Source organism: Micromonospora thermarum (assembly GCF_012034245.1).
Taxonomy (GTDB): Bacteria; Actinomycetota; Actinomycetes; order Mycobacteriales; family Micromonosporaceae; genus Micromonospora; species Micromonospora thermarum.
The window spans coordinates 82683-103594 of the sequence record NZ_JAATEO010000011.1; the positions used below are offsets into that span (position 1 = coordinate 82683).

Annotated in this window: 16 protein-coding genes and 1 pseudogene; 14 read left to right on the plus strand and 3 right to left on the minus strand. The window is 74.9% G+C overall.

The window, feature by feature from the left end:
* Window positions 1-194 precede the first annotated feature (194 nt).
* Window positions 195-2285, plus strand: coding sequence for a serine/threonine-protein kinase (locus HCJ94_RS12335; RefSeq protein WP_168001140.1), 2091 nt, complete (start codon window positions 195-197; stop codon window positions 2283-2285).
* A 48-nt stretch (window positions 2286-2333) separates the two neighbouring features.
* On the plus strand, window positions 2334-4055 hold the full coding sequence (locus HCJ94_RS12340) for a phospho-sugar mutase (protein WP_168001141.1): 1722 nt from the start codon (window positions 2334-2336) through the stop codon (window positions 4053-4055).
* A gap of 59 nt (window positions 4056-4114) precedes the next feature.
* On the opposite strand, the gene HCJ94_RS12345 is transcribed toward HCJ94_RS12340, so the two are convergent.
* Both HCJ94_RS12345 and upp read right to left on the minus strand, forming a co-directional pair.
* Window positions 4115-4792: a GOLPH3/VPS74 family protein gene (locus HCJ94_RS12345; RefSeq protein WP_168001142.1), complete on the minus strand. Its 678-nt coding sequence runs from the start codon at window positions 4790-4792 to the stop codon at window positions 4115-4117.
* 63 nt (window positions 4793-4855) lie between these two features.
* Entirely contained in the window at window positions 4856-5488 is a 633-nt protein-coding gene (gene upp / locus HCJ94_RS12350) for a uracil phosphoribosyltransferase (RefSeq protein ID WP_168001143.1), read from the minus strand.
* Between the two features lie 189 nt (window positions 5489-5677).
* Here upp and deoC point away from each other — a divergent pair, with 189 nt between their 5' ends.
* The 10 genes and pseudogenes from deoC to HCJ94_RS12400 all read left to right on the plus strand — a co-directional run bounded on the left by deoC (window position 5678) and on the right by HCJ94_RS12400 (window position 16916).
* Complete coding sequence (gene deoC, locus HCJ94_RS12355) at window positions 5678-6637, plus strand: deoxyribose-phosphate aldolase (RefSeq protein WP_168001144.1); 960 nt, start codon at window positions 5678-5680, stop codon at window positions 6635-6637.
* A 5-nt stretch (window positions 6638-6642) separates the two neighbouring features.
* Window positions 6643-8073, plus strand: coding sequence for an aldehyde dehydrogenase family protein (locus HCJ94_RS12360; RefSeq protein ID WP_168001145.1), 1431 nt, complete (start codon window positions 6643-6645; stop codon window positions 8071-8073).
* Window positions 8066-8890, plus strand: coding sequence for an aldehyde dehydrogenase family protein (locus tag HCJ94_RS12365; RefSeq protein WP_168001146.1), 825 nt, complete (start codon window positions 8066-8068; stop codon window positions 8888-8890). The genes HCJ94_RS12360 and HCJ94_RS12365 overlap by 8 nt, the downstream gene beginning before the upstream one ends.
* 46 nt (window positions 8891-8936) lie before the next feature.
* Window positions 8937-9416 carry a BlaI/MecI/CopY family transcriptional regulator gene (locus HCJ94_RS12370; RefSeq protein ID WP_168001147.1) on the plus strand — a complete coding sequence of 160 codons (480 nt, stop codon included), beginning with the start codon at window positions 8937-8939 and terminating at the stop codon, window positions 9414-9416.
* Between the two features lie 10 nt (window positions 9417-9426).
* Window positions 9427-10332 carry a M56 family metallopeptidase gene (locus tag HCJ94_RS12375; protein ID WP_168001148.1) on the plus strand — a complete coding sequence of 302 codons (906 nt, stop codon included), beginning with the start codon at window positions 9427-9429 and terminating at the stop codon, window positions 10330-10332.
* Between the two features lie 155 nt (window positions 10333-10487).
* Complete coding sequence (locus tag HCJ94_RS12380; protein ID WP_168001149.1) at window positions 10488-11738, plus strand: cytochrome ubiquinol oxidase subunit I; 1251 nt, start codon at window positions 10488-10490, stop codon at window positions 11736-11738.
* A 10-nt stretch (window positions 11739-11748) separates the two neighbouring features.
* Window positions 11749-12756, plus strand: coding sequence for a cytochrome d ubiquinol oxidase subunit II (locus HCJ94_RS12385; protein ID WP_168001150.1), 1008 nt, complete (start codon window positions 11749-11751; stop codon window positions 12754-12756).
* Entirely contained in the window at window positions 12753-14429 is a 1677-nt protein-coding gene (cydD, locus tag HCJ94_RS12390) for a thiol reductant ABC exporter subunit CydD (RefSeq protein ID WP_168001151.1), read from the plus strand. The genes HCJ94_RS12385 and cydD overlap by 4 nt, the downstream gene beginning before the upstream one ends.
* A pseudogene (gene cydC, locus HCJ94_RS12395) lies at window positions 14429-16177 on the plus strand (thiol reductant ABC exporter subunit CydC); the annotation flags it as partial. The gene cydD and the pseudogene cydC, both read left to right, overlap by 1 nt.
* 82 nt (window positions 16178-16259) lie before the next feature.
* Entirely contained in the window at window positions 16260-16916 is a 657-nt protein-coding gene (locus HCJ94_RS12400) for a permease prefix domain 1-containing protein (protein ID WP_168001153.1), read from the plus strand.
* Between the two features lie 112 nt (window positions 16917-17028).
* Here HCJ94_RS12400 and HCJ94_RS12405 read toward each other — a convergent pair whose 3' ends face one another.
* A complete protein-coding gene (locus HCJ94_RS12405; RefSeq protein ID WP_168001154.1) occupies window positions 17029-17373 on the minus strand; it encodes a PadR family transcriptional regulator in 345 nt (114 codons plus the stop codon).
* A gap of 115 nt (window positions 17374-17488) precedes the next feature.
* Between HCJ94_RS12405 and HCJ94_RS12410 the strand changes: the two genes are divergently transcribed.
* Together HCJ94_RS12410 and HCJ94_RS12415 are read left to right on the plus strand one after the other, a co-directional pair.
* Complete coding sequence (locus tag HCJ94_RS12410) at window positions 17489-18427, plus strand: SatS C-terminal domain-containing protein (RefSeq protein ID WP_168001155.1); 939 nt, start codon at window positions 17489-17491, stop codon at window positions 18425-18427.
* A gap of 40 nt (window positions 18428-18467) precedes the next feature.
* Window positions 18468-20801, plus strand: coding sequence for a serine/threonine-protein kinase (locus HCJ94_RS12415; RefSeq protein WP_168001156.1), 2334 nt, complete (start codon window positions 18468-18470; stop codon window positions 20799-20801).
* The last annotated feature ends 111 nt before the right edge of the window (window positions 20802-20912 follow it).

A 20912-nucleotide genomic window follows, 5' to 3' on the forward strand; every position in this document is an offset into this window, starting at 1 on the left:
TAGGACGAGCTGGCCGGAAGCCGGGTGAGGGATTCCGCACACTCCGTCCGGGACTGTCGCCGAGAGGTGAACGATCGGGCACGTACCGTCGAGTTCACCAAACGTCCGCCGCGTCGGCTTTCGCATCGGGCCCCCGACCCAGCAAGATAGGGGGGTTGTGTCCCAGCCCCCTCGATATCCCCGGTGGCTCTTCAGTGACTCAGATCCCGACGTGGAGCGGCGGACCAGTCAGTCCCCCGAGCGGCCGCGCGACATCCGGCACCACCATCGGCGGGCGCTATTCGTTGCGCTCGACGGTGGGCAACGGCGGCATGGGAACGGTCTGGCGTGCGACAGACACGCTGCTGCGCCGGGACGTCGCCGTCAAGGAGGTCGTCCTGCCCCCGGGGCTGGCCCCCAGCGACCGTGACGCCATGTACGAGCGCACCCTGCGGGAGGCGCGCGCCGCCGCCGCGATCCAGCACCCGGCCGTGGTCCAGGTGTACGACGTGGTCACCGAGGGCGGCCGGCCGTGGATCGTGATGGAGCTGCTCGACGCGCGCAGCCTCGCGGACATGGTGATCGAGGACGGGCCGGTCGCCCAGCGGGTCGTCGCGAAGATCGGCATCGCGCTGCTCGGCGCGCTGGAGGTGGCGCACGCGATCGGCGTGCTGCACCGCGACGTCAAGCCGGCCAACGTGCTGATCTGCTCCGACGGCCGCTGCGTGCTGACCGACTTCGGCGTGGCCCGGATGCCCACCGACGTGCAGCTCACCACGCCCGGCATGGTGCTCGGCTCACCGCACTTCATCTCGCCCGAGCGGGCCATGGGCCAGGATTTCGGGCCGCCCAGCGACCTGTTCTCCCTCGGTGTGACGCTCTACACGGCGGTCGAGGGGCGGCCGCCGTTCGACAAGGGCGACCCGATCGAGACGATGCACGCCGTCGTCGAGGACCCGCCCGCCCCGCCGCAGCGCAGCGGGCCGCTGGTCCCCGTGCTGATGGGCCTGCTGGAGAAGGACCCGGCCCGCCGGTTGGACGTGCACTCCGCCCGGGCCATGCTGCGCGAGCTGCTCGCCGGCCCGCTGACCAGCACCGCCGCCGCGGTCAACTCGGTGACCGACCCGTACTCGGTGGTGCCGGTCCAGCAGCGGCCATTGCCGCCCGCGCCGGCCGTCCAGCCGGAGCAGCCGAAGCCGAGCGGCCAGATCGGCGGGCGGGCGATGCTCGCGCCGGGCGAGTCGCTCACCGACCGGCTGGCGGCGCTGCGCCGGGGCGGGCACCCGGCGGCGTCCGCCGGCAATGCCGCCGCGATGGACGACACCAGCGCGGACGCGCTCGCCGGGCCGCTGCACACGCCGACCGGCGCGATGCCCGCCCCCAGCCGGACCTACGGCGCTGACACCACCCAGCGGGTCGGCGGCTCCGGCGGCCCGCCCGACGCCACCCAGCACATCGCCGCCGGCGGCTACGGCGGCCCGCCCGACGCCACCCAGCACATCGCCGCCGGCGGCTACGGCGGCCCGCCCGACGCCACCCAGCACATCGCCGCCGGCGGCTACGGCGGCCCGGCTCACGCCACCCAGCAGCTCGGCGGCGCCCAGTGGTCGGTACCCGGCACCGGCCAGGCGTGGGCGCCGCCGCCCGCCCCGGCCGGCGGTGGCTTCCTCGGCCGGGCGAGCGGCACCGGTGACCAGCTCGTCAGCCGGGTCAAGGGCTGGCCGCGCAAGATCCAGCTGGCCGCCGCCGGTGGGCTCGCCGTGGTGCTCCTGCTCGGCGTCATCGCCCTGTCCGGCGGCGACGACCCGCCGCCGGGCACTCCGCAGGCGGCACCTACCTCGGCGGCCCCGGCGGCCGGCGTGCCTGAGATGAAGGAGCACTCCGCCAAGGGCGTCCGGGTCATGGTGCCGCAGGGCTGGCAGCGCAAGAGCGCCGGTGACTGGGTGGACTACGTGGATCCGGAGGACGACGGTCGCAAGGTGCGGATCCTGGTGGAGAAGTTCTCCACCACCTCGGTCCGCTGGGCGGAGGTCGCGGAGGAGGGGCTGCGTACCCGCTCGAAGTCCTGCACCAAGCCGTACGCCCAGATCGCCATGAACGAGGTCGACTGGGCCGGCCGGCCGGCGGCGGAATTCGAGTACACCTGCGGCGAGGGCGACGCCAAGCGGCACGGCAAGTGGCGCGGCGTGGTGCACGACGGCAAGGCGTACTCGTTCTACCTCACCTCGACGGACGCGAAGTTCGAGGAGAGCCGGCCGATCTTCGAGGCGATGGCGAACTCGTTCCAGCTCACCGACGCCGGGTGAGCCGAGGGCGAGCCCACGTGATGATCCGTCGGCGTGCTATCAAGAGGCATGCCGGCGGACACCACTGACATCGACGACATTCGCGAGCAAGCCCGGCGCTGGCTCGACGACGACCCGGACCCGGCCAGCCGCGCGGAGCTGCAGGCGGTGCTGGACCGGCTGCCGGCCAGCGCCGCGGAGCTGACCGACCGCTTCGCCGGCCCGCTGACCTTCGGCACCGCGGGCCTGCGCGGCCCGCTGCGCGCCGGCCCCAACGGGATGAACCTCGCCGTGGTCACCCAGGCCGCCGCCGGGCTGGTCGCCTGGCTCGCGGCCCAGGGCGGGTCCGGCCCGCTGGTGATCGGGTACGACGCCCGGCACGGCTCCCGCGCCTTCGCCGAACGGACCGCCCAGGTCGCCACCGGCGCGGGCCGGCCGGCGCTGCTGCTCCCCCGGCCGCTGCCCACGCCGGTCCTCGCGTACGCGGTGCGCCGGCTCGGCGGGGTCGCCGGGGTGATGGTGACGGCCAGCCACAACCCGCCGCAGGACAACGGCTACAAGGTCTACCTCGGGGCGGAACTGGGCGGTGAGCTCGGCGCCGGGGCGCAGATCGTGCCACCGGCGGACGCCGGCATCGAGGCGGCCATCCGGGCGGTCGGCCCGCTGGCCGAGGTCCCGCTGGGCCCGCCGGGACAGGTGCTCGGCGACGACCTGGTGACGTCGTACGTCGAGCGGGCCGCCGAGGTCGTGGCACCGGACGGGCCCCGGGACCTGGCGGTGGCGTACACGCCGCTGCACGGGGTCGGTGCGGCGGTGCTCACGGCGGCGTTCGCGCGGGCCGGTTTCGCCGTGCCCGGCGTGGTGCCCGACCAGGCCGAGCCGGACCCGGCGTTCCCCACCGTCTCGTTCCCGAACCCGGAGGAGCCCGGTGCGGTCGACCGGCTAACCGCCCTGGCCGAGTCGACCGGTGCCGACATCGCCATCGCCAACGACCCGGACGCGGACCGCTGCGCGGTGGTGGTCCGGGAGACCGACCCGGCGGCGAGCGCCCGCGGCGAGGTGGCCGGCCCGGCGACGGGCGGCGGCGCGCCGGGCTGGCGGATGCTGCGCGGTGACGAGGTGGGCGTGCTCCTCGCCGACCACCTGATGCGGCGTGGCGTCACCGGCCTCTACGGCACCACCATCGTGTCGTCGTCGCTGCTGCGCGCGATGTGCACCGCCCGGAGCCTGCCGTACGACGAGACGCTGACCGGGTTCAAGTGGATCGTGCGCGCCGGTGGCGGGTCCGCGCCGCTGGTCTTCGGCTACGAGGAGGCGCTCGGCTACTGCGTGGCGCCGGACATGGTGCGCGACAAGGACGGCATCACCGCCGCGCTGACCGTGGCGGAGCTGGCCGCCGGCCTGAAGGCGCAGGGCCGGACGCTCAGCGACCGGCTGGACGAGCTGGCCGCCGAGTTCGGGGTGCACCACACCGACCAGCTGTCGGTACGCATCGACGACCTGCGGGTGATCGCCGACGCGATGGCCCGGATCCGGGCCGCCACCCCGGACACCCTGCTCGGCCAGCCGGTCACCGAGTCCCGGGACCTGCTGCCCGAGGCGGACGTCGTGATCCTGCGCAGTGCCGCCGCCCGCGTGGTGATCCGCCCCTCCGGGACGGAGCCGAAGCTCAAGGCGTACCTGGAGGTGGTGGAGCCGGTCGCGGACGGCGACGTCGCCGCGGCCCGGACCCGCGCGGCGGCCGCCGTCGCGACGCTGCGCACCGAGGTGGCCGCCGCGCTGAGGGTGTGAGGAAGGACCCCTTCTTTACGCCTGCCCGGTAGAGGAAGGGGCCCTTGTTAACAGACACGTCAGCGGCGGGGGCCGAGGGCGGCGTCGACGGCGTGGCCGAGGGCGGTGACGACCAGCGCCACGGACGGGCGGACCACCGAGTCCTCGAGACTCACGTCGCCGGAGAACCCGGCGCCGCTGGCGATCTCCGTCAACCGGCGGCGGGCGTCGGCGGCGGTCCCGCCGTCGACCCCGAGCGCCGGCTCCATCCGGAGCACCGCCACCAGCGTGGCCAACGCGGCGGTCCGCTCGTCGGGGGCCGCGGAACCGGTCAGCGCCTCCGCGAGCCGGCGACGGGTGTCCGCCTCGACACTCGGGTCGACCACCGGGTAGCGGTGCACGTGGATGAAGCCCAGCTCGGTCTCGTCGACGTCGCGGACGACGCCCTGGCGGCACAGGTCACCGAGGATCCGGTCGCGCAGGCCGTGCCTCAGCCGTTGCACCCAGGACGAGGGGGAATGCGGGGTGTCCGCGGCGATCTTGGCGAGCACCTGGTCGGCGACCGGCTCGCCGGTCGGCGTCGGGTCGACCACCGCGAGGTTCCCGTCGGCGTACGCGATCCGCCCGGCCAGGGCCAGCTCGATGAGCACGGCGGCGGCCATGCCCAGGTCGAGGCTGATCCGTGGCATGGTCGCCTTGCCGGTCTCGTCGTCGTACGCGAGGAGGAGCAACTCCTCGGCGAGCGCAACACCAGTCATGGCCAGGAACGCTAGCGCCTGTCCGCACCCCCGCGCGCCCGGACGCGCCCGACGCCGCAGTGCTCAGAAGCGGGGCATGCCGCCGAACTGGCGGTCGCCCGCGTCGCCGAGGCCGGGGACGATGAACTTCCGGTCGTTGAGGCCCTCGTCGATCGACGCCGTCACCAGGCGCAGCGGGAGACCCGACTGCTCCAGGCGCTCGATGCCGGCCGGCGCCGCGAGCACGCACAGCACGGTGATGTCGGTGCAGCCACGGTCGGCGAGCAGCCGGCAGCAGTGCTCCAGCGAGCCGCCGGTGGCGAGCATCGGGTCGAGCACCAGCACCGGCAGGCCGGACAGGTCCCGCGGCAGCGACTCCATGTACGCGCGTGGCTCGAAGGTCTCCTCGTCCCGGGCCAGGCCGACGAAGCCCATCGACGACTCGGGCAGCAGGCCGAGCGCCGCGTCGGCCATGCCGAGACCCGCCCGCAGCACCGGCACCAGCAGCGGCGGGTTGGCCAGCCGGGTGCCCTCGGTGGCGGTGACCGGGGTCTGCACCGGGTACCGCTCGACGGGGAAGGAGCGCGCGGCCTCGTACACCAGCATGGTGGTGAGTTCGTGCAGCGCGGCCCGGAACGACGACGAGTCGGTCCGGGAGTCGCGCATCGCGGTCAGCCGCGACTGGGCGAGCGGGTGGTCAATGACGAGTACGTCCACGGTCGCTCAACCTACCCGCCCGCCGCGACGCACACCGCCGGTGTGGCCGGACCGGCGACCCCGCTCACGCTCCCGGCGCGCGGGGCCCGATCGAGCGGGCGGCACCGCGACGCGCGGGGCACCCGCGAGCGCCCGCCGGCACGGCGGTGACCAAGATCACGCGGTGGTGACGTGCGTAGACTTCGGGTCATGACGGCGACAGCGACGTCGGCCCGGTCGGACCTCTCCGAGCTGGGACGATCCGAGACCGCTCTGCGGACCTTCCTGCACGGCCTGCCCGGCGTGGACCAGGTCGGCGCGGAGCAGCGGGCGGCACAGCTCGGCACCCGCTCCATCAAGACCACGGCCAAGGCCCAGGCGATCGACCTGGCGATCCGGATGGTCGACCTGACCACGCTCGAAGGGGCCGACACCCCCGGCAAGGTGCGGGCGCTGGCCGCGAAGGCCCTGCGCCCCGACCCGGCCGACCCGTCCTGCCCGCACGTCGGCGCGGTCTGCGTCTACCCCTCGATGGTCCCGCACGTGGCCGAGGTGCTCCGGGGGTCGGGGGTGCACCTGGCCAGCGTCGCGACCGCCTTCCCGTCCGGTCAGGCGCCCCTGGAGGTCAAGCTCGCCGACACCCGGGCGGCCGTCGAGGCCGGCGCGGACGAGATCGACATGGTGATCAACCGGGGCGCGTTCCTGGCCGGCCGCTACAAGGAGGTCTACGACGAGATCGTGGCCACCAAGGAGGCCTGCGGGGACGCCCACCTCAAGGTGATCCTGGAGACCGGTGAGCTGGCCACGTACGACAACGTGCGCCGCGCCTCCTGGCTGGCGATGCTGGCCGGCGGCGACTTCGTCAAGACCTCCACCGGCAAGGTTCCGGTGGCGGCCACCCCGCCGGTGACGCTGGTGATGCTGGAGGCGGTCCGCGACTTCCGCGCCGCCACCGGCCGGCAGGTCGGCGTCAAGCCCGCCGGCGGCATCCGGACCAGCAAGGACGCCATCAAGTACCTGGTGATGGTCAACGAGACGGTCGGCCCGGACTGGCTGGACCCCGACTGGTTCCGCTTCGGCGCCTCCACCCTCCTCAACGACCTGCTGATGCAGCGCACCAAGCTGAAGACCGGCGTGTACTCCGGTCCCGACTACTTCACCCTGGACTGAGCGCGATGTTCGAATACGCACCCGCCCCCGAGTCGCGCTCGGTGGTGGACATCAAGCCCTCGTACGGGCTCTTCATCGACGGCGAGTTCGTCGACCCCACCGACGGCGGCACGTTCAAGTCGGTCAACCCGGCCTCCGAGGAGGTCCTCGCCGAGGTCGCCGAGGGCGGCGCCGGCGACGTCGACCGCGCGGTCCGCGCGGCCCGGGCGGCGTACGAGAAGGTCTGGGGCCCGATGCCGGGCCGGGACCGGGCCAAGTACCTGTTCCGCATCGCCCGGATCATCCAGGAGCGCTCGCGCGAGCTGGCCGTCCTGGAGTCGCTGGACAACGGCAAGCCGATCAAGGAATCCCGCGACGTCGACGTCCCGCTGGTCGCCGCGCACTTCTTCTACTACGCCGGCTGGGCCGACAAGCTGCCGTACGCCGGCTTCGGCCCGGACCCGAAGCCGCTCGGCGTGGCCGCGCAGGTCATCCCGTGGAACTTCCCGCTGCTCATGCTCGCGTGGAAGATCGCCCCGGCGCTCGCGGCCGGCAACACGGTGGTGCTCAAGCCCGCCGAGACCACCCCGCTCACCGCGCTGCTCTTCGCCGAGATCTGCCAGCAGGCCGACCTGCCGGCCGGCGTGGTCAACATCGTCACCGGGGCCGGCGACACCGGCCGGGCGCTGGTCGAGCACCCCGGCGTGGACAAGGTGGCCTTCACCGGCTCCACCGAGGTGGGCAAGGCCATCGCCCGCGCGGTGGCCGGCACCCGCAAGAAGGTCACCCTGGAGCTGGGTGGCAAGGCCGCCAACATCGTCTTCGACGACGCCCCGGTCGACCAGGCCGTCGAGGGGATCGTCAACGGCATCTTCTTCAACCAGGGCCACGTCTGCTGCGCCGGCTCCCGGCTGCTGATCCAGGAGTCCGTCGCCGACCGGGTGCTGGAGTCGCTGAAGCGCCGGATGGCCCAGCTGCGGGTCGGCGACCCGCTGGACAAGAACACCGACATTGGTGCGATCAACTCGGCCGCGCAGCTCGCCCGCATCAAGGAGCTCTCCGACGCCGGCTCGGCCGAGGGCGCCGAGCGCTGGTCACCGCCGTGCGAGCTGCCCGACCGCGGCTTCTGGTTCGCGCCCACAATCTTCACCGGGGTCACCCAGGCCCACCGGATCGCCCGGGAGGAGATCTTCGGCCCGGTGCTGTCCGTGCTGACCTTCCGCACCCCGGCCGAGGCCGTCGAGAAGGCCAACAACACGCCGTACGGGCTGTCGGCCGGGATCTGGACCGACAAGGGCTCCCGGATCCTGTGGATGGCCGACCGGCTCCGCGCCGGCGTGGTCTGGGCCAACACGTTCAACAAGTTCGACCCCACCTCGCCGTTCGGCGGCTACAAGGAGTCGGGCTACGGTCGCGAGGGCGGCCGGCACGGGCTGGAGGGCTACCTCAATGTCTGAGCGGGTCGCGGTACGCAAGACGTACAAGCTCTTCATCGGCGGGAAGTTCCCGCGCAGCGAGTCGGGACGGTCGTACATCGTGCAGGACGCCAACGTCGCCCTCTCCTCCCGCAAGGACGCGCGGGACGCGGTGGTCGCCGCCCGCGCCGCCGTGAAGGGGTGGGCCGGGGCGACCGCGTACAACCGGGGCCAGATCCTCTACCGGGTCGCCGAGATGCTGGAGGGTCGCCGCGAGCAGTTCGCCGCCCTCGGCGTGCCGGGCGACGAGGTGGACGCCGCGATCGACCGCTGGGTCTGGTACGCCGGCTGGTCCGACAAGCTCCCACAGGTGTACGGGGGCGCGAACCCGGTCGCCGGCCCGTACTTCAACCTGTCAGCGCCCGAGCCGACCGGCGTGGTCGCCGTGGTGGCCCCGGAGTCCCCGGCGCTGCTCGGCCTGGTCAGCGTGATCGCCCCGGCGATCGTCACCGGCAACACGGTGGTGGCGGCGGCCTCGCCGTCGGCGCCGCTCGCGGCGGTGACCCTGGCCGAGGTGCTGGCCACCTCCGACCTGCCCGGCGGCGTGGTGAACATCCTCACCGGTCGCCTCGCCGAGACGGTGCCGACGCTGGCGAGCCACATGGACGTCAACGCCATCGACCTGACCGGGGTGGCCGACGCCGACCTGGCCGCCGACCTGGAGGTCAAGGCTGCGGAGAACCTCAAGCGGGTGCTCCGGCCGGCCCCGGCCGACCACGACTGGTCCGCCGACCCGGGCATCACCCGGATGACCACCCTCCTGGAGACGAAGACGGTCTGGCACCCCAAGGGAGTTTGATCCGTCCCGTCGAGGGCTGCTCTACTACACGGGGTAGGATTGTGGCGTGACTCGGCTTGGTGATCTCGAACGTGCGGTGATGGACGTGCTGTGGGACTCGGTCCCCGCCACGTCGAACGGTGTCACCGTGCGCGAGGTGGCCGACGCCCTGGCCGGGCGCGAGCTGGCGTACACGACCGTGATGACGGTGCTCGACCGGCTCGCGGGCAAGGGCATGGTGCAGCGCGAGCGCGAGGGGCGGGCCTGGCGGTACCGGGCCGCCGCGAGCCGCGAGGCGCACATCGCCCAGCTCATGCTCGACGCCCTCGACCTGGGCGGCAGCCGGGACGCCGCGCTGGTGCGCTTCGCCCGCTCGGTCACCGGCACCGAGGCCGACGTGCTGCGCGCGGCGCTCGGCGCCGAGGCCGGCGGGAGCGACACCGCCACCCCGGCGGCCGACGCCGGGCCGCTCACCCAGCGGGTCGAGAACCCCACGACCGAACCGGCCCGGCGGGTGCGCCTGGCCGACGAGGCGGCGGACCGGTAGGGCGGCGGCCATGGCCTACGCGGTGCACTTCGGCGTCTCGGTGCTGGCCTGCTGGCTCACCGCGCTGGTGCTGGCCGGCTCCAGGTGGACGTGGCGCAGCCCACGGGTCGCGATCCTCTGCTGGCAGGCGGTCGGGCTGGCCGTCGGCCTGTCCGCGATGGGCCTGCCGATCGCGCTGGGTCTGGCGGCGTACGACCGGCCGACCGGCAGCGCCCTGTGGGCGCTCGCCACGGACCTCGGCCACGGCACCCTGCCGGTCGGGGTTGGCGCGATCCATCTGGGGCTGGTCGGTGTCGGCTTCGGCATCGGGGCGGTGCTGCTGACCACGACCGTACGCAGCCTGCACGCCGCCGTCCGCGCCCAGCGCCGGCACCGTGACCTGCTCACGCTGGTGGCCCGCCGGGACCCGACCGTGCCCGGGGCGCTGGTGCTCGACCACCCCAGCGCGGCGGCGTACTGCCTGCCCGGGGTGAAGCCCCGCGTGGTGGTGAGCGCCGGCACGCTCGACCTGCTGGACCGGGCCGAGCTGGCGGCCGTACTCACCCATGAGCGGGCGCACGCCCAGGAGCGGCACGACCTCGTGCTGCTGCCGTTCACGGCGCTCTGCCGGGCGCTGCCCTGGGTCCGGTGGGTGCACGACGCGCACGAGCGGGTCGCGCTGCTGGTCGAGATGCGCGCCGACGACAAGGCGCGTGAGCTGCACGCCGAGGCGCCCCTGGCGGGTGCGCTGCGCCGCTTCGCCGCCGCCGGCACCCGGATCACGCCGGCCGGCACGCTCGGCATGGGCGACCGGGACCTGGACGTCCGTGTGCAGCGCCTGCTCGAGTCGGGCCCGCCGCCGCGGTTGATCGGGGCCGCCGCGCTCGGCGTGGCGACGACCCTGGCCGCCATACCCATCTCCCTCTTCCTGAGCTGAGCCGGGCGCGTTCGGCGTCCTGGGCCGGCCAACCGGACCCATGACTACTACGCAATGTCGTAGATTTTCCTACGACATTGCGTAGTAGCCGCTATAGGTAGCGAGGCTACGTGTAGGCTTTCTACGACGACAGCAGATCATCCGGAGGGCCGACCATGGACACGCTGCTCCTCGCCCGCCTCCAGTTCGCCACGACGACGTCCATCCACTTCCTCTTCGTGGTGGTGACGCTCGGGCTGGTCACGCTGCTGGTCGGCCTCCAGACCGCCTGGGTGCTCACCGACAAGCCGGCCTACGAGCGGCTGACCCGCTTCTGGGGTCAGCTCTACGTGATCAACTACGTGCTCGGCATCGCCACCGGCATCGTGATGGAGTTCCAGTTCGGACTGAACTGGAGCGGCCTGTCACGCTACGTCGGCAACGTCTTCGGCGCGCCCCTCGCCATCGAGACCCTGGTCGCCTTCTTCCTGGAGTCGACCTTCCTCGGCATGTGGATCTTCGGCTGGCACCGGCTCCGCCGGGGTGTCCACCTGGCACTGCTCTACGGAGTGGCGATCACCGCGTACGCGTCCGCGTTCTGGATCATGGTCGCCAACTCCTGGCTCCAGAACCCGGTCGGGTACGAGGTCCGGGACGGCATCGCGCACCTCACCGACTTCACCGCCCTGCTCACCAACCCGAGCCTCGGCATGGCGCTCGGGCACGTGATCGCGGCGGCCCTGCTCGTCGGCGGGATGCTGATGGCCGCGGTGAGCGCCGGGCACCTCCTGCGGCGTACGCCGGACTTCGCGCTCCACCGCACCGCCCTGCGGATCGGCCTGGTCACCGCCGCGCTGTCCATCACCATGGTGCAGGGCTTCGGGTTCGCCCAGTTCGGGCCGGTCGGCGAGGTGCAGCCCACCAAGTTCGGCGGCGGCCCGGGCGCGGACGCGCTGGTGGCCGAGTGGACCGCACGGTTCGGTCTCGGCGACTACACCCCGCCGGTACTGGCCAGCGTCGGGCTCGGCTTCATGATCCTCATCGGCTTCAGCCTCGGCACGCTCTGGCTGCTGCTGCCGCTGCTCTGGCGGGACTGGATCATCCGGCTCCGCTTCCCGCTCTGGCTGCTGCTGTTCGCCCTGCCACTGCCCTTCGTCGCGGCGATCCTCGGCTGGATCGCCCGCGAGGTCGGCCGGCAGCCCTGGGTGGCGTACGGGCTGCTCCCCACCGACCAGGCCGTCTCCGGTGTCGGCCCCGGGGTGATGCTCGCCTCCCTCATCGGCTTCACCCTGCTGCTCGGCACGCTCGCCGTCACCAACTGGGTGCTGATGGCCCGGCACGCCGCCCGCGGCGCCGCCGATCCCGCCCTCGGCCGCCGGCCGGAGCACCCGCCGGCCGACCCCCGCCCCGAACCCGCCTTCGCCTGAGGAGACGACCGTGGAACTCGCCTGGTACGCGCTGCTCGGCGCCTTCTTCGCCACCTACCTCGTGCTCGGCGGCTACGACTACGGGGTCGGGCTGCTGCTCGCCCGGCGCACCGACCCGGCACGCCGGCGCGCCGCCCTCAACGCCGTCGGCCCGTTCTTCCTCGGCAACGAGGTCTGGCTGGTCGCGGCCGTGGGCCTCCTGTTCGGCGCGTTCCCGCTGCTGGAGGGGGAACTGCTCGCCGGCCTCTACCCCGCCGTGGTCGGGGCGCTGGCCGGGGTGATCCTGGTGACCGTCGGGGTGCAGCTGCGCAGCCGTCCGGCGGGCGACCGCGCCCGCGCCACGTGGGACCGGGTGGTGGTCGTCGGCAGCCTGCTCGCCGCGCTCGGCTGGGGCGCCGTGCTCGCCGGGATGCTCCAGGGCGTACCCCTGCACGCCGACGGCCACGTCGCCGGGGTCTCCCACCTCTTCACCCCGTTCGTGGCCGCCGCCGGGCTCGCGGTGGTCGCCCTGGTCGCGGCGCACGGCGCGACCTTCCTCGCCCTCCGTCTGCCGGCCGCCGACGCCGAGCCCACGGCCCGGACCGCGCGCCGGCTGGTCCCGGTGGCCCTCGCCGCGGTCGGCACGGCCGCCGTCCTCGGCCTGCTCTCCGACCGGGTACGCGCCGCCGTGCAGCGCCCGGCCGTCGGCGTGCTGCTGCTGGGGCTGCTGGTCGCGGCGCTACTGGCGGCACGGGTGGCGCTCGCCCGGCGGCGGCCCGGCCTGGCGTTCGCCGCCACCGCCATCGCCCTCGCGGTGCCGGTGGCGCTGGTCGGCGCGACCCTCTGGCCGTACGCGCTGGTCTCCACGGTCGACGCCGGCGCGTCCCTGACCGTGGCCGACGCGGCGGCGAGCGGTCCCACTCTGCGCCTGCTGGGTTGGCTGACGGTGCCGCTCCTGCCGGCCCTACTAGGCTTTCAGGCGATGTGCTGGTGGGTGTTCCGGGGACGGACCGACGGCAGGGCACCGGTGTACTGGTGAACCGCCGTCCCTTCGACCCGCGTCTGCTGCGCCGGGTCCCCGCGGCCCGGCGCGACCTCGCCGTGCTCGCGTTGCTCGGCGTGCTCGCCGCGGGTCTGGTGGTGGCGCAGGCGACCGCGCTCGCGGCGCTGCTCGCCACCGCCTTCGAGGGACGGCTGGACCGGCCCGCGCTGGCCGGGTTCGTCGCGGCGGTCGCCGCCCGGTCTCTGCTGGTCTGGGCGCAGGGCACGGTGTCGGCGCGGGCCGCCGCGACGGTCAAGGCGGCGCTGCGGGTCGACCTGCTCGACGCGGTCGGGCGGCACGGCCCGTCCTGGGTCGCCGGGCAGCGGGCCGGGCAGCTCGCCACCCTCGCCGGCCGGGGGCTGGACGCCCTGGACGCCTACTTCACCGGGTACCTGCCCCAGCTCGTCCTGAGCGTGACGGTGCCGGTGGCGGTGCTCGCCCGGATCTTCCTCGCCGACTGGAGTTCCGCCCTCATCATCGCGGTCACGCTGCCGCTCATCCCGATCTTCGGCGCCCTGCTCGGCTGGCAGGCGCAGGCGGCGACCGAGCGGCAGTGGCGGCGGCTCTCCCTGCTCGGCGGCCACTTCCTGGACATGGTGGCCGGGCTGCCCACGCTGCGGGCCTTCGGGCGGGCGCGGGCGCAGACCGAGGTGGTCCGCCGGATGGCCGACGGGCACCGGACGGCGACCATGAAGACCCTGCGCATCGCGTTCCTCTCCGCACTGGTCCTGGAACTGGTCGCCACCCTCTCGGTGGCACTGGTCGCGGTGCCGGTCGGCATCCGGCTGCTCGGTGGCGGGCTCACCATCCAGACCGCGCTGCTGGTACTGCTGCTCACCCCCGAGGCGTACCTGCCGCTGCGCGCCGCCGGCAGCCGCTTCCACGCCAGCATGGAGGGCCTCACCGCGCTGGACGAGGCGCTCACGCTCACCGAGGGCGCGCCGGCCGTCGGGCCCGGGGCGGGCGCGGCCGTGCCGGACGGGCGCGGCGAGATCCGGTTCGAGGGGGTGACCGTCGCGTACGACCGCACCGTCGCCCTGCGCGACGTCACGCTGACCATCCGCCCGGGCGAGCGGATCGCCGTCGTCGGGCCGAGCGGCGCCGGCAAGAGCACCCTGCTGGGCCTCCTGCTCGGCTTCGTGACGCCGACCGCCGGCCGGGTCACCGTGGGCGGGGTGGACCTGGCCGGCGCCGACCTGGACGCCTGGCGCCGGCAACTCGCCTGGGTGCCGCAGCGGGCCCATCTCTTCGCCGCCTCACTGGCCGACAACGTCCGCCTCGGCTCCCCCGACGTTCCGGACGCCGCGCTGGCCGACGCGGTCCGCGACGCCGCGCTGGACGACGTCGTCGCCGCGCTGCCCGACGGGCTGGCCACCATGCTCGGCGAGCGCGGGCACGGCCTCTCCAGCGGCCAGCGGCAGCGGGTGGCACTGGCCCGCGCGTTCCTGCGGGACGCGCCCGTGGTGCTGCTCGACGAGCCCACCGCACGACTCGACTCGGCCAGCGAGGCGGCCGTCCTCGACGCCACCCGCGCCCTGGTCGCCGGGCGGACGGCGCTGCTGGTCGCCCACCGCCCGGCTCTGCTCGCCGACGCCGACCGCATCCTGCGGGTCGCCGACGGGCAGGTCACCGAGCTCACCCCGGCGCCCGCCGGGAAGGCGACACCGTGAGCGCGCCGGAGCGCACCGTGCTGCGCCTGGCCCGCCCGTACCTGAACCGGCTGCTCGGCGCGGGCCTGCTGGCCGCCGCCACCGAGTTCGCCGCCCTGGCCCTGATGGCCACGGCGACCTGGCTGCTGATGTCCGCCGCCGAACGGCCACCGCTGGACCGCCTGACCGTCGCGATCGTCGCCGTCCGGGCGCTGGCGATCGGGCGCGGCGTGCTCCGCTACACCGAACGCCTGGCCGGGCACGACGCGGTGCTGCGGCTGGTCACCGACGTCCGCGCCCGGGTGTTCGCCGCCCTGGCCGCCCGCCGGGACAGCGCCGGGCAGCGCTCCGGCGACGCGCTGAGCCGACTGGTCTCCGATGTCGAGGCCGTGCAGGACCTGCTGCTGCGGGTCCTCGTACCGGCCGCCGCCGCGGGCCTGGTGGGCGTGGTCGCCGTCGGCGCGGCGGCCCTCGTCTCCCCGGCCGCCGCCGGGGCGCTCGCGGTCGGCCTGCTGCTCGCCGGTGTCGCGTTGCCGGCCCTGGCCACCGCGCTCACCCGGCACGCCGCCGCCGAACTGGCGCCACTGCGCGGCGCCCTGGCCGCCGACGCGGTCGACCTGACCCACGGCGCCGCCGACCTCGCCGCCTTCGGCGCCACCGGGCAGGCCCTCGGGGTGGCCGCGGACCGCGCCCGGCGGCTGGCCCGGCTCGAGCGGCGGCTGGCCGCGACCGGGTTCGCCGTCGACGCGGCGGGCGTGCTGGTGGCCGGGCTGACCGCCGGGGCGGTCGTGCTGGTCGCCCTGGCGGCCGGCGTGGACGGCGTACTGGTCGGCGTGCTGGCCGTCGGCACCCTCGCCGCCGTCGAGATCGCGCTTGCCCTGGTCGGCGCGGCGCGCCAGTGGACCGGCCTGCGGGCCGGCCTGACCCGCGTCGCCGCCCTGCTCGACGAGAGCGACGAGGCGGCCTCGCCGGCGCCGACGGAGACCGCACCGACCCCGGCCCCAGTCGCCCCCGACGTCCGGTTCGAGGACGTGACCGTCCGGTACCGCGCCGAGGCCGCGCCCGCCCTGCACGACTTCCACCTGCACCTGCCGCCCGGGCGGCGGATCGCCGTCGTCGGGCCCAGCGGCGCGGGCAAGAGCACGCTCGCCGCCGTCCTGACCGGCTCGGTGCGGCCCACCTCGGGTCGGGTCGTCCTGGACGGGCGAGACCTGTCGGCGTACCCGGCGCTGCCCCGGCTCGTCGGGGGGCTGCTCGCCGAGGCGTACGTCTTCCACGCCACCGTTCGGGAGAACCTGCTGCTCGGGCGGCCCGGCGCGAGCGAGGACGACCTGGTCGCGGCCACCGCCGCGGCCGGCCTCCTGGACTGGGTACGCGCACAGCCGGACGGTTGGGACACCGTGGTGGGTGAGGAGGGCGGCCAGCTCTCCGGCGGTCAGCGGCAGCGCGTGGCCCTGGCGCGGGCGCTGCTCGCCGCGCCTCCGGTGCTGGTGCTCGACGAGCCGACCGAGGGGCTCGACCCGACGGCGGCGGACGCGGTGCTCGACTCCGTCCTGGCCGCCACCCCACCGGGGCACTCCGTGCTGATGATCAGTCACCGCCTGCGCGGGCTGGACGGGTTCGACGAGATCCTGGTGCTCGACTCCGGCCGGGTGACCCGGCGGGGCCGACACGCCGACCTGGTCACGACGCCGGGCTGGTACCGGGACCAGTGGCTCCTCCAGGAGGCCGCCGAGCGGGGCTACCTCGCTCTCGGTCCCCTCCCCTGACCGTCCCCGGTCCCGTCGGATCGGGGTCGGCCCAGGGATGTCCCGGACGGCACGGGGCGGTCGGTCGTGGCAGGGTGGTGGCATGCGGGGCGGCGACGACGTGCTTGTGGAGGAGCGGCTGCGGGCGCTGGAGGAGCGGCTGCGCGGGCCGAGCAGGCTGAAGGCCGACCTGCTGACCGAGGCGCGGCACGGCCTGCTGGACGCCGTCGAGGCGTACCGGGAGGGCGGGCTGCCGGCGGCGGAGGCCCGGCGCCGGGCGGTGGCCGAGTTCGGCTCGCCGGCGCAGCTCGCCCCGGCGTACCAGGCCGAGCTGGCGGTCGGCGCGCTGCGCGGGCTGGCCTGGCGGGTGCTCGCGGTGGCCGCCGCCGGCATCGCGGCCGGTGACCTCACCTGGCGCGGTGCGAGCTGGAGCGACGGCCCCCGGCCCCCGGCGGGCTACGTGCTGCTGTCGGCCTCGATGGATTGGCTCTGGTTGGCCGCCGCGGTGCTCGGTGGGCTGGGCGTCCTGGTGGCCGGGGCCCGCCGGCGCAGTCCGGTCGTCGACCGGCTGGTCGGGGCCGGCCTGACCGGACTGCTCGCCCTGGGCGCGCTCGCCGGCGCGGCCCTGTTCGGCTGGTCGGTCGGGCTCTGGGACGGCGCGCTCACCTGGCCGCCGATGATCATCGGCGCGGTGCTGGTGGGCGCCGGGTTCCTCTGGCTGGGCCGCGCCGCCCGGGGCTGGGTGCACGCGGCCCGCTGACCCGGCGCCGGAAGACTGACGGCACTACCCGGCGCGCCATCCGGTACCGGCGCCAGCGGCCGACGGCCCGCCGTGGTGGCCGCCCCTCCGGACGGTGCGGGAGGGGCGCCGGTCAGGCGGGCGTGGTGGTGGGCGGCGTGTCCGCGTCGAGGAACCGACCGACGGTGGAGCTGAACTCCCGCCACCCGGACCGCTCGCCGGCCAGCGCCCCGCGACCCGCGTCGGTCAACTGGTACGTCCGCCGCTCCCGACCGTTGACGGTGCTCCAGGTGCTCGCGACGTGGCCGGCCCGTTCGAGGCGGCGCAGCGCGGGATAGATGGTGCCGGTCGGCAGATCGAGGTGGCCGTCGCTGCGGCTGCGGAGCGCCTCGATGATGGCGTAGCCGTGCAGTGGTCCCTGTTCGAGCACCGCGAGCAGCAGTGCGTCGAGGTGTCCGTGCAGCGCCTGGGCCTTCATACGTAGCAACGCTACTTGTCGTTCGGTCGGACCGCCACCGGGGTGCGGACACCGGGACTCCCGGGTCGCCCACTAGGGTATGTGCGCGTAGTCACTCGCCGGAGCAGCCCGGCGCGTGGGCAGCCCGAAGCACACGGAGGTCAGCGTGGCCCGCCAGTCGTCTCCCCGGCCCGACGCCGACGAGCCCGATCTCGACGGTCCGGCCGAGTCCGGCACCGCAACCGAGTCCGCCGAGGCCGCCCGAGCGCTCTGGGAGGAGCTGCGGATCGACCCGGTCGAGATCGCCCTGCCCGCCGGCACCGGCTACACCCTTCGGGCGTACCGGCCGGCGCGGGAGCTGACCCCGACCGACGTCGAGGAGCGCGACCAGGACGACCCGTTCCTCGCCCGCCGCCAGGTGGTGACCGAGGAGGACGAGGACGACGAGAGCGTCGTCATCCTCGACGAGGAGGTTGCCCAGGAGTTCGCCGAGAGCGACGAGGAGGAGGCCCGGGAAACCCGCCGCGGCGCGAAGGGCGAGACCGAGGACGAGGACGAGGCCGAGGCGGCCGAGGACGAGGCGGGCGACGAGGAGGTGCCGGTCTTCCTCAGCCACAAGGGCCGGCTGCTGCTCTTCAAGACGCCGGAGTCGCTGGTCAGTTTCGTCCGGTCCGGCGCGCCCAACGACCTGTCTCAACTGGACAGCTGGAATGAACTGTCCGAACGGGTGGAACCGGCCGACATCGCCCCGCTCGACGAGGACATCTACGAGCTGGACCTGGTCGTGGAGAACCTGCGCGGCGGGCACGACGCGTGGGATCCCACGCTCCTCATCGAAGCCGGCGAGATCGCCCGTGACATCTCGTACGCGCTGCGCCTACCGGCCGTACTGGACATGCTCTCCGCGGGGTCCAGCCTCGACGATCTGGACGAGGCGCTGCGGGCCTCTGTCAACGGGGGGATCGGCGGATTCCTCGGCCGGCGCCGGTTGAAGAAAATCGGGGCACAAACCGCAAGTTTGGGTTGGCGCACCATTGTCGGCAAGATCTCTGCTGTCGTGGACTGGCGCGACTGACCCGTACCAGGGAGCATCAGTCTCTGGCAGAGAAGACCTTGTGTCCCGGGAGGAGGACGACGCCGTGGCGCTCGTGCGCGTGTACTGCGGTCTGGCCTCGGCGGATCCGGCCGACCGACCGGCTTCAGCCGGTTCGACGCTGACGTCCGCTGTGGTCGACGACGCAGGCCGTCTGCTGCATGTCTGCGAGATCAGCGACGACCCCGCTGGCTACGCCCAGCTGGTCACGCTGCTCGTGGAGCGGTCGGGCGGGCCGAGCGGTGCGGCGATCGCCGCCGACAGCGACGACCACACGGTCACGTCGCTGCTCAGCGCGGCGGGTCGGCCCCTCGCGATCGCCGACGACGACTCGGTGGACGACTTCGCCGAGCGGTTCGCCGACGACGACTCCCTGGAGGAGATGCAGTCACCCCCGGCGGAGCGGCGGGCCGTCGGCCTGGCCCGCGCCCTCCAGGCCGGTGCGCTCTCCGCCGTCACGCTGCCCGCTCCCCGGGACCTGGCCGGCTACAAGCAGGTGCTCGCCGCGCACGCCGCGCTGGCCAACGGCCGGCACTCCGCCGCGGTGGCCCTGCGGGAGGTGCTGCGCGAGCTGTACCCGGCCGCGCTGCGCGCGTACCCCGACCCGGCCGAGCCGGTCGCACTCGCGGTCCTGGACGCCATCCCCGAGCCCGGGCTGCTGAGCGGCGTGGGCCGTGGCCGGGACGACACGGCCGACCGCGTCACGGCGGACCTCGCCGCCGACGGTGTCGCCGACACCGACCATATCGAGGCGGCGGTGACCGCCCTGCGGGTCGCCATCTCCGAGTCGCCCCGTCGGGCGACGGTCAACCGGGCCCTCACCGCCGCGGTGTCCGAGACGGTCCGGCAGGCCGTCGCCTCCGTGCGGGCCTGTGACGCCGGGTGCGACGCGCTGATCGGCGCGCTCAACGACCGGGTGAGCGCTCCGGCGCCCGGCCGTCGCAGCGCCGCCCGCCGTGGCGAGTCGGTCGGCGACCTGACCGCCGCCACCAGCGGCGCCACCCTGCGCACGGTGCGCCCGGCCGAGCCCGCCCGCCCGGCGCCCGGTGCCCGCCGGGCCCGTCCGGAGCCGGTCTCCGGCGCGACCCCGCCCCCGGCTCCCCGCCCGCTCGGTCCGCCTCCCGTCGCGCCGCCGCCGGTGGCTCCGCCGCCGGTGGCCCCGGCCCCGGTCGCCCCCGCCGCGTTCGCTGGCCCGCCCGTCTCCGGACCTCCGGCCCGCCCGGAGGCGACGCCCAGCCGCATCGACGGCCCGACGAACCGGCCGATCTCGGCGCCGCCGCCCCCGCCGCCCGGCATCACGCCGATCGCCCCGGCGCAGCGTGGCTCGGTTCCGCCCGCCGAGGCCGGCGAACCGTTCCGGCCGACGCTCACCACGGCGGCGATCCAGAGCGCCCGCGCCGAGCGGCAGCGCACGGTGATCCCGCCTCGGCCCAAGACCACAACCGAGCCCCCCGCTCCGGCCGGCGGCTTCAGCGCCACCGACCTCAGCGTGCCGGTGCCCACCCCGCGTCCCGGCCAGGAACCGGCCGCCCCGGGCTCCCGGGCCAACTGGCCACTGGTCAACAACCCGCAGGAGGCGGACGGCAGCTCGGCGCGGAACCCGGTCGCCGACTCGTACGGCGGGCGCGGCGTCGACGCCCCGACCGACCCGGGCAAGGAACGTCGTGTCACGCCGCCCTGGCTCGCCGACGACCTTCCCCAGGAGCCGCCGATGCTGCGCCTGGTCGAGCCGCCGCCGCTGGCCGACCGGGCCCTGCGCAACGGGCTGGGCCCGGCGACCGACCCGGGCCTGGAGACGCCGCCGCTGCGGCTCGTCGACCGCGAGGAGCCCCGCAACGGTCGCCCCGCACCGCGTACGGAGCGGCCGGCGGCCGAGCACCGGCCGGCGCCCCCGGTGGAGCACCGGCCCCCGCCGGTCTCCGACGACGGCGACGGCGACCTGCTGATCTTCGCCCAGACGAAGTCGGCGTGGTTCGTGGGCCACGACGAGTCCACCGAGTTCAACTGGTCCTCACTGGACGACAGCGGCTGGCAGGCGGCGGAGCAGGCCGCCAAGCCCGCGGTCGGCGCCGAGACGTCGGCGGGTCTGCCGAAGAGGGTGCCGCAGGCGAACCTCGTCCCCGGCTCGCCGTTGCGCGACGAGCGTCCACTGCGGATCGTGCGGGACGCCGCCAGCCTCGCCGAGAACACCACCGGCTACTTCCGCGGTTGGCGTCGCGGGCAGGAGATCGGCGGCTTCGCGGTGGGCGGGCGCCCGGGGCGGGAGTCCGCCGGCGGCTGGGACTTCAGCCGCGACACCGGCGACCGCGACGACGACCGGGAGTACGAGTACCGGTCCGCCGGCTACCGGTCCTGAGCGGACGCGTACCGGCCTGACGACGGACGAGGCCCCCGGGCTCTGCCCGGGGGCCTCTTCGTGCGCCCAGGAGCCTCACACGGGGCGCGAGTGTCCTCTCCCACCGTCCGC

Bases quoted from the DNA above. Each gene is read 5' to 3' on its own strand.
- HCJ94_RS12365 (WP_168001146.1), top strand. From the start codon at position 8,066: ATGTCTGAGCGGGTCGCGGTACGCAAGACGTACAAGCTCTTCATCGGC.
- HCJ94_RS12360 (WP_168001145.1), top strand. From the start codon at position 6,643: ATGTTCGAATACGCACCCGCCCCCGAGTCGCGCTCGGTGGTGGACATC.
- HCJ94_RS12405 (WP_168001154.1), bottom strand. From the start codon at position 17,373: ATGAAGGCCCAGGCGCTGCACGGACACCTCGACGCACTGCTGCTCGCG.
- HCJ94_RS12345 (WP_168001142.1), bottom strand. From the start codon at position 4,792: ATGACTGGTGTTGCGCTCGCCGAGGAGTTGCTCCTCCTCGCGTACGAC.
- deoC (WP_168001144.1), top strand. From the start codon at position 5,678: ATGACGGCGACAGCGACGTCGGCCCGGTCGGACCTCTCCGAGCTGGGA.
- HCJ94_RS12340 (WP_168001141.1), top strand. From the start codon at position 2,334: ATGCCGGCGGACACCACTGACATCGACGACATTCGCGAGCAAGCCCGG.
- HCJ94_RS12400 (WP_168001153.1), top strand. From the start codon at position 16,260: ATGCGGGGCGGCGACGACGTGCTTGTGGAGGAGCGGCTGCGGGCGCTG.
- HCJ94_RS12375 (WP_168001148.1), top strand. From the start codon at position 9,427: ATGGCCTACGCGGTGCACTTCGGCGTCTCGGTGCTGGCCTGCTGGCTC.
- HCJ94_RS12380 (WP_168001149.1), top strand. From the start codon at position 10,488: ATGGACACGCTGCTCCTCGCCCGCCTCCAGTTCGCCACGACGACGTCC.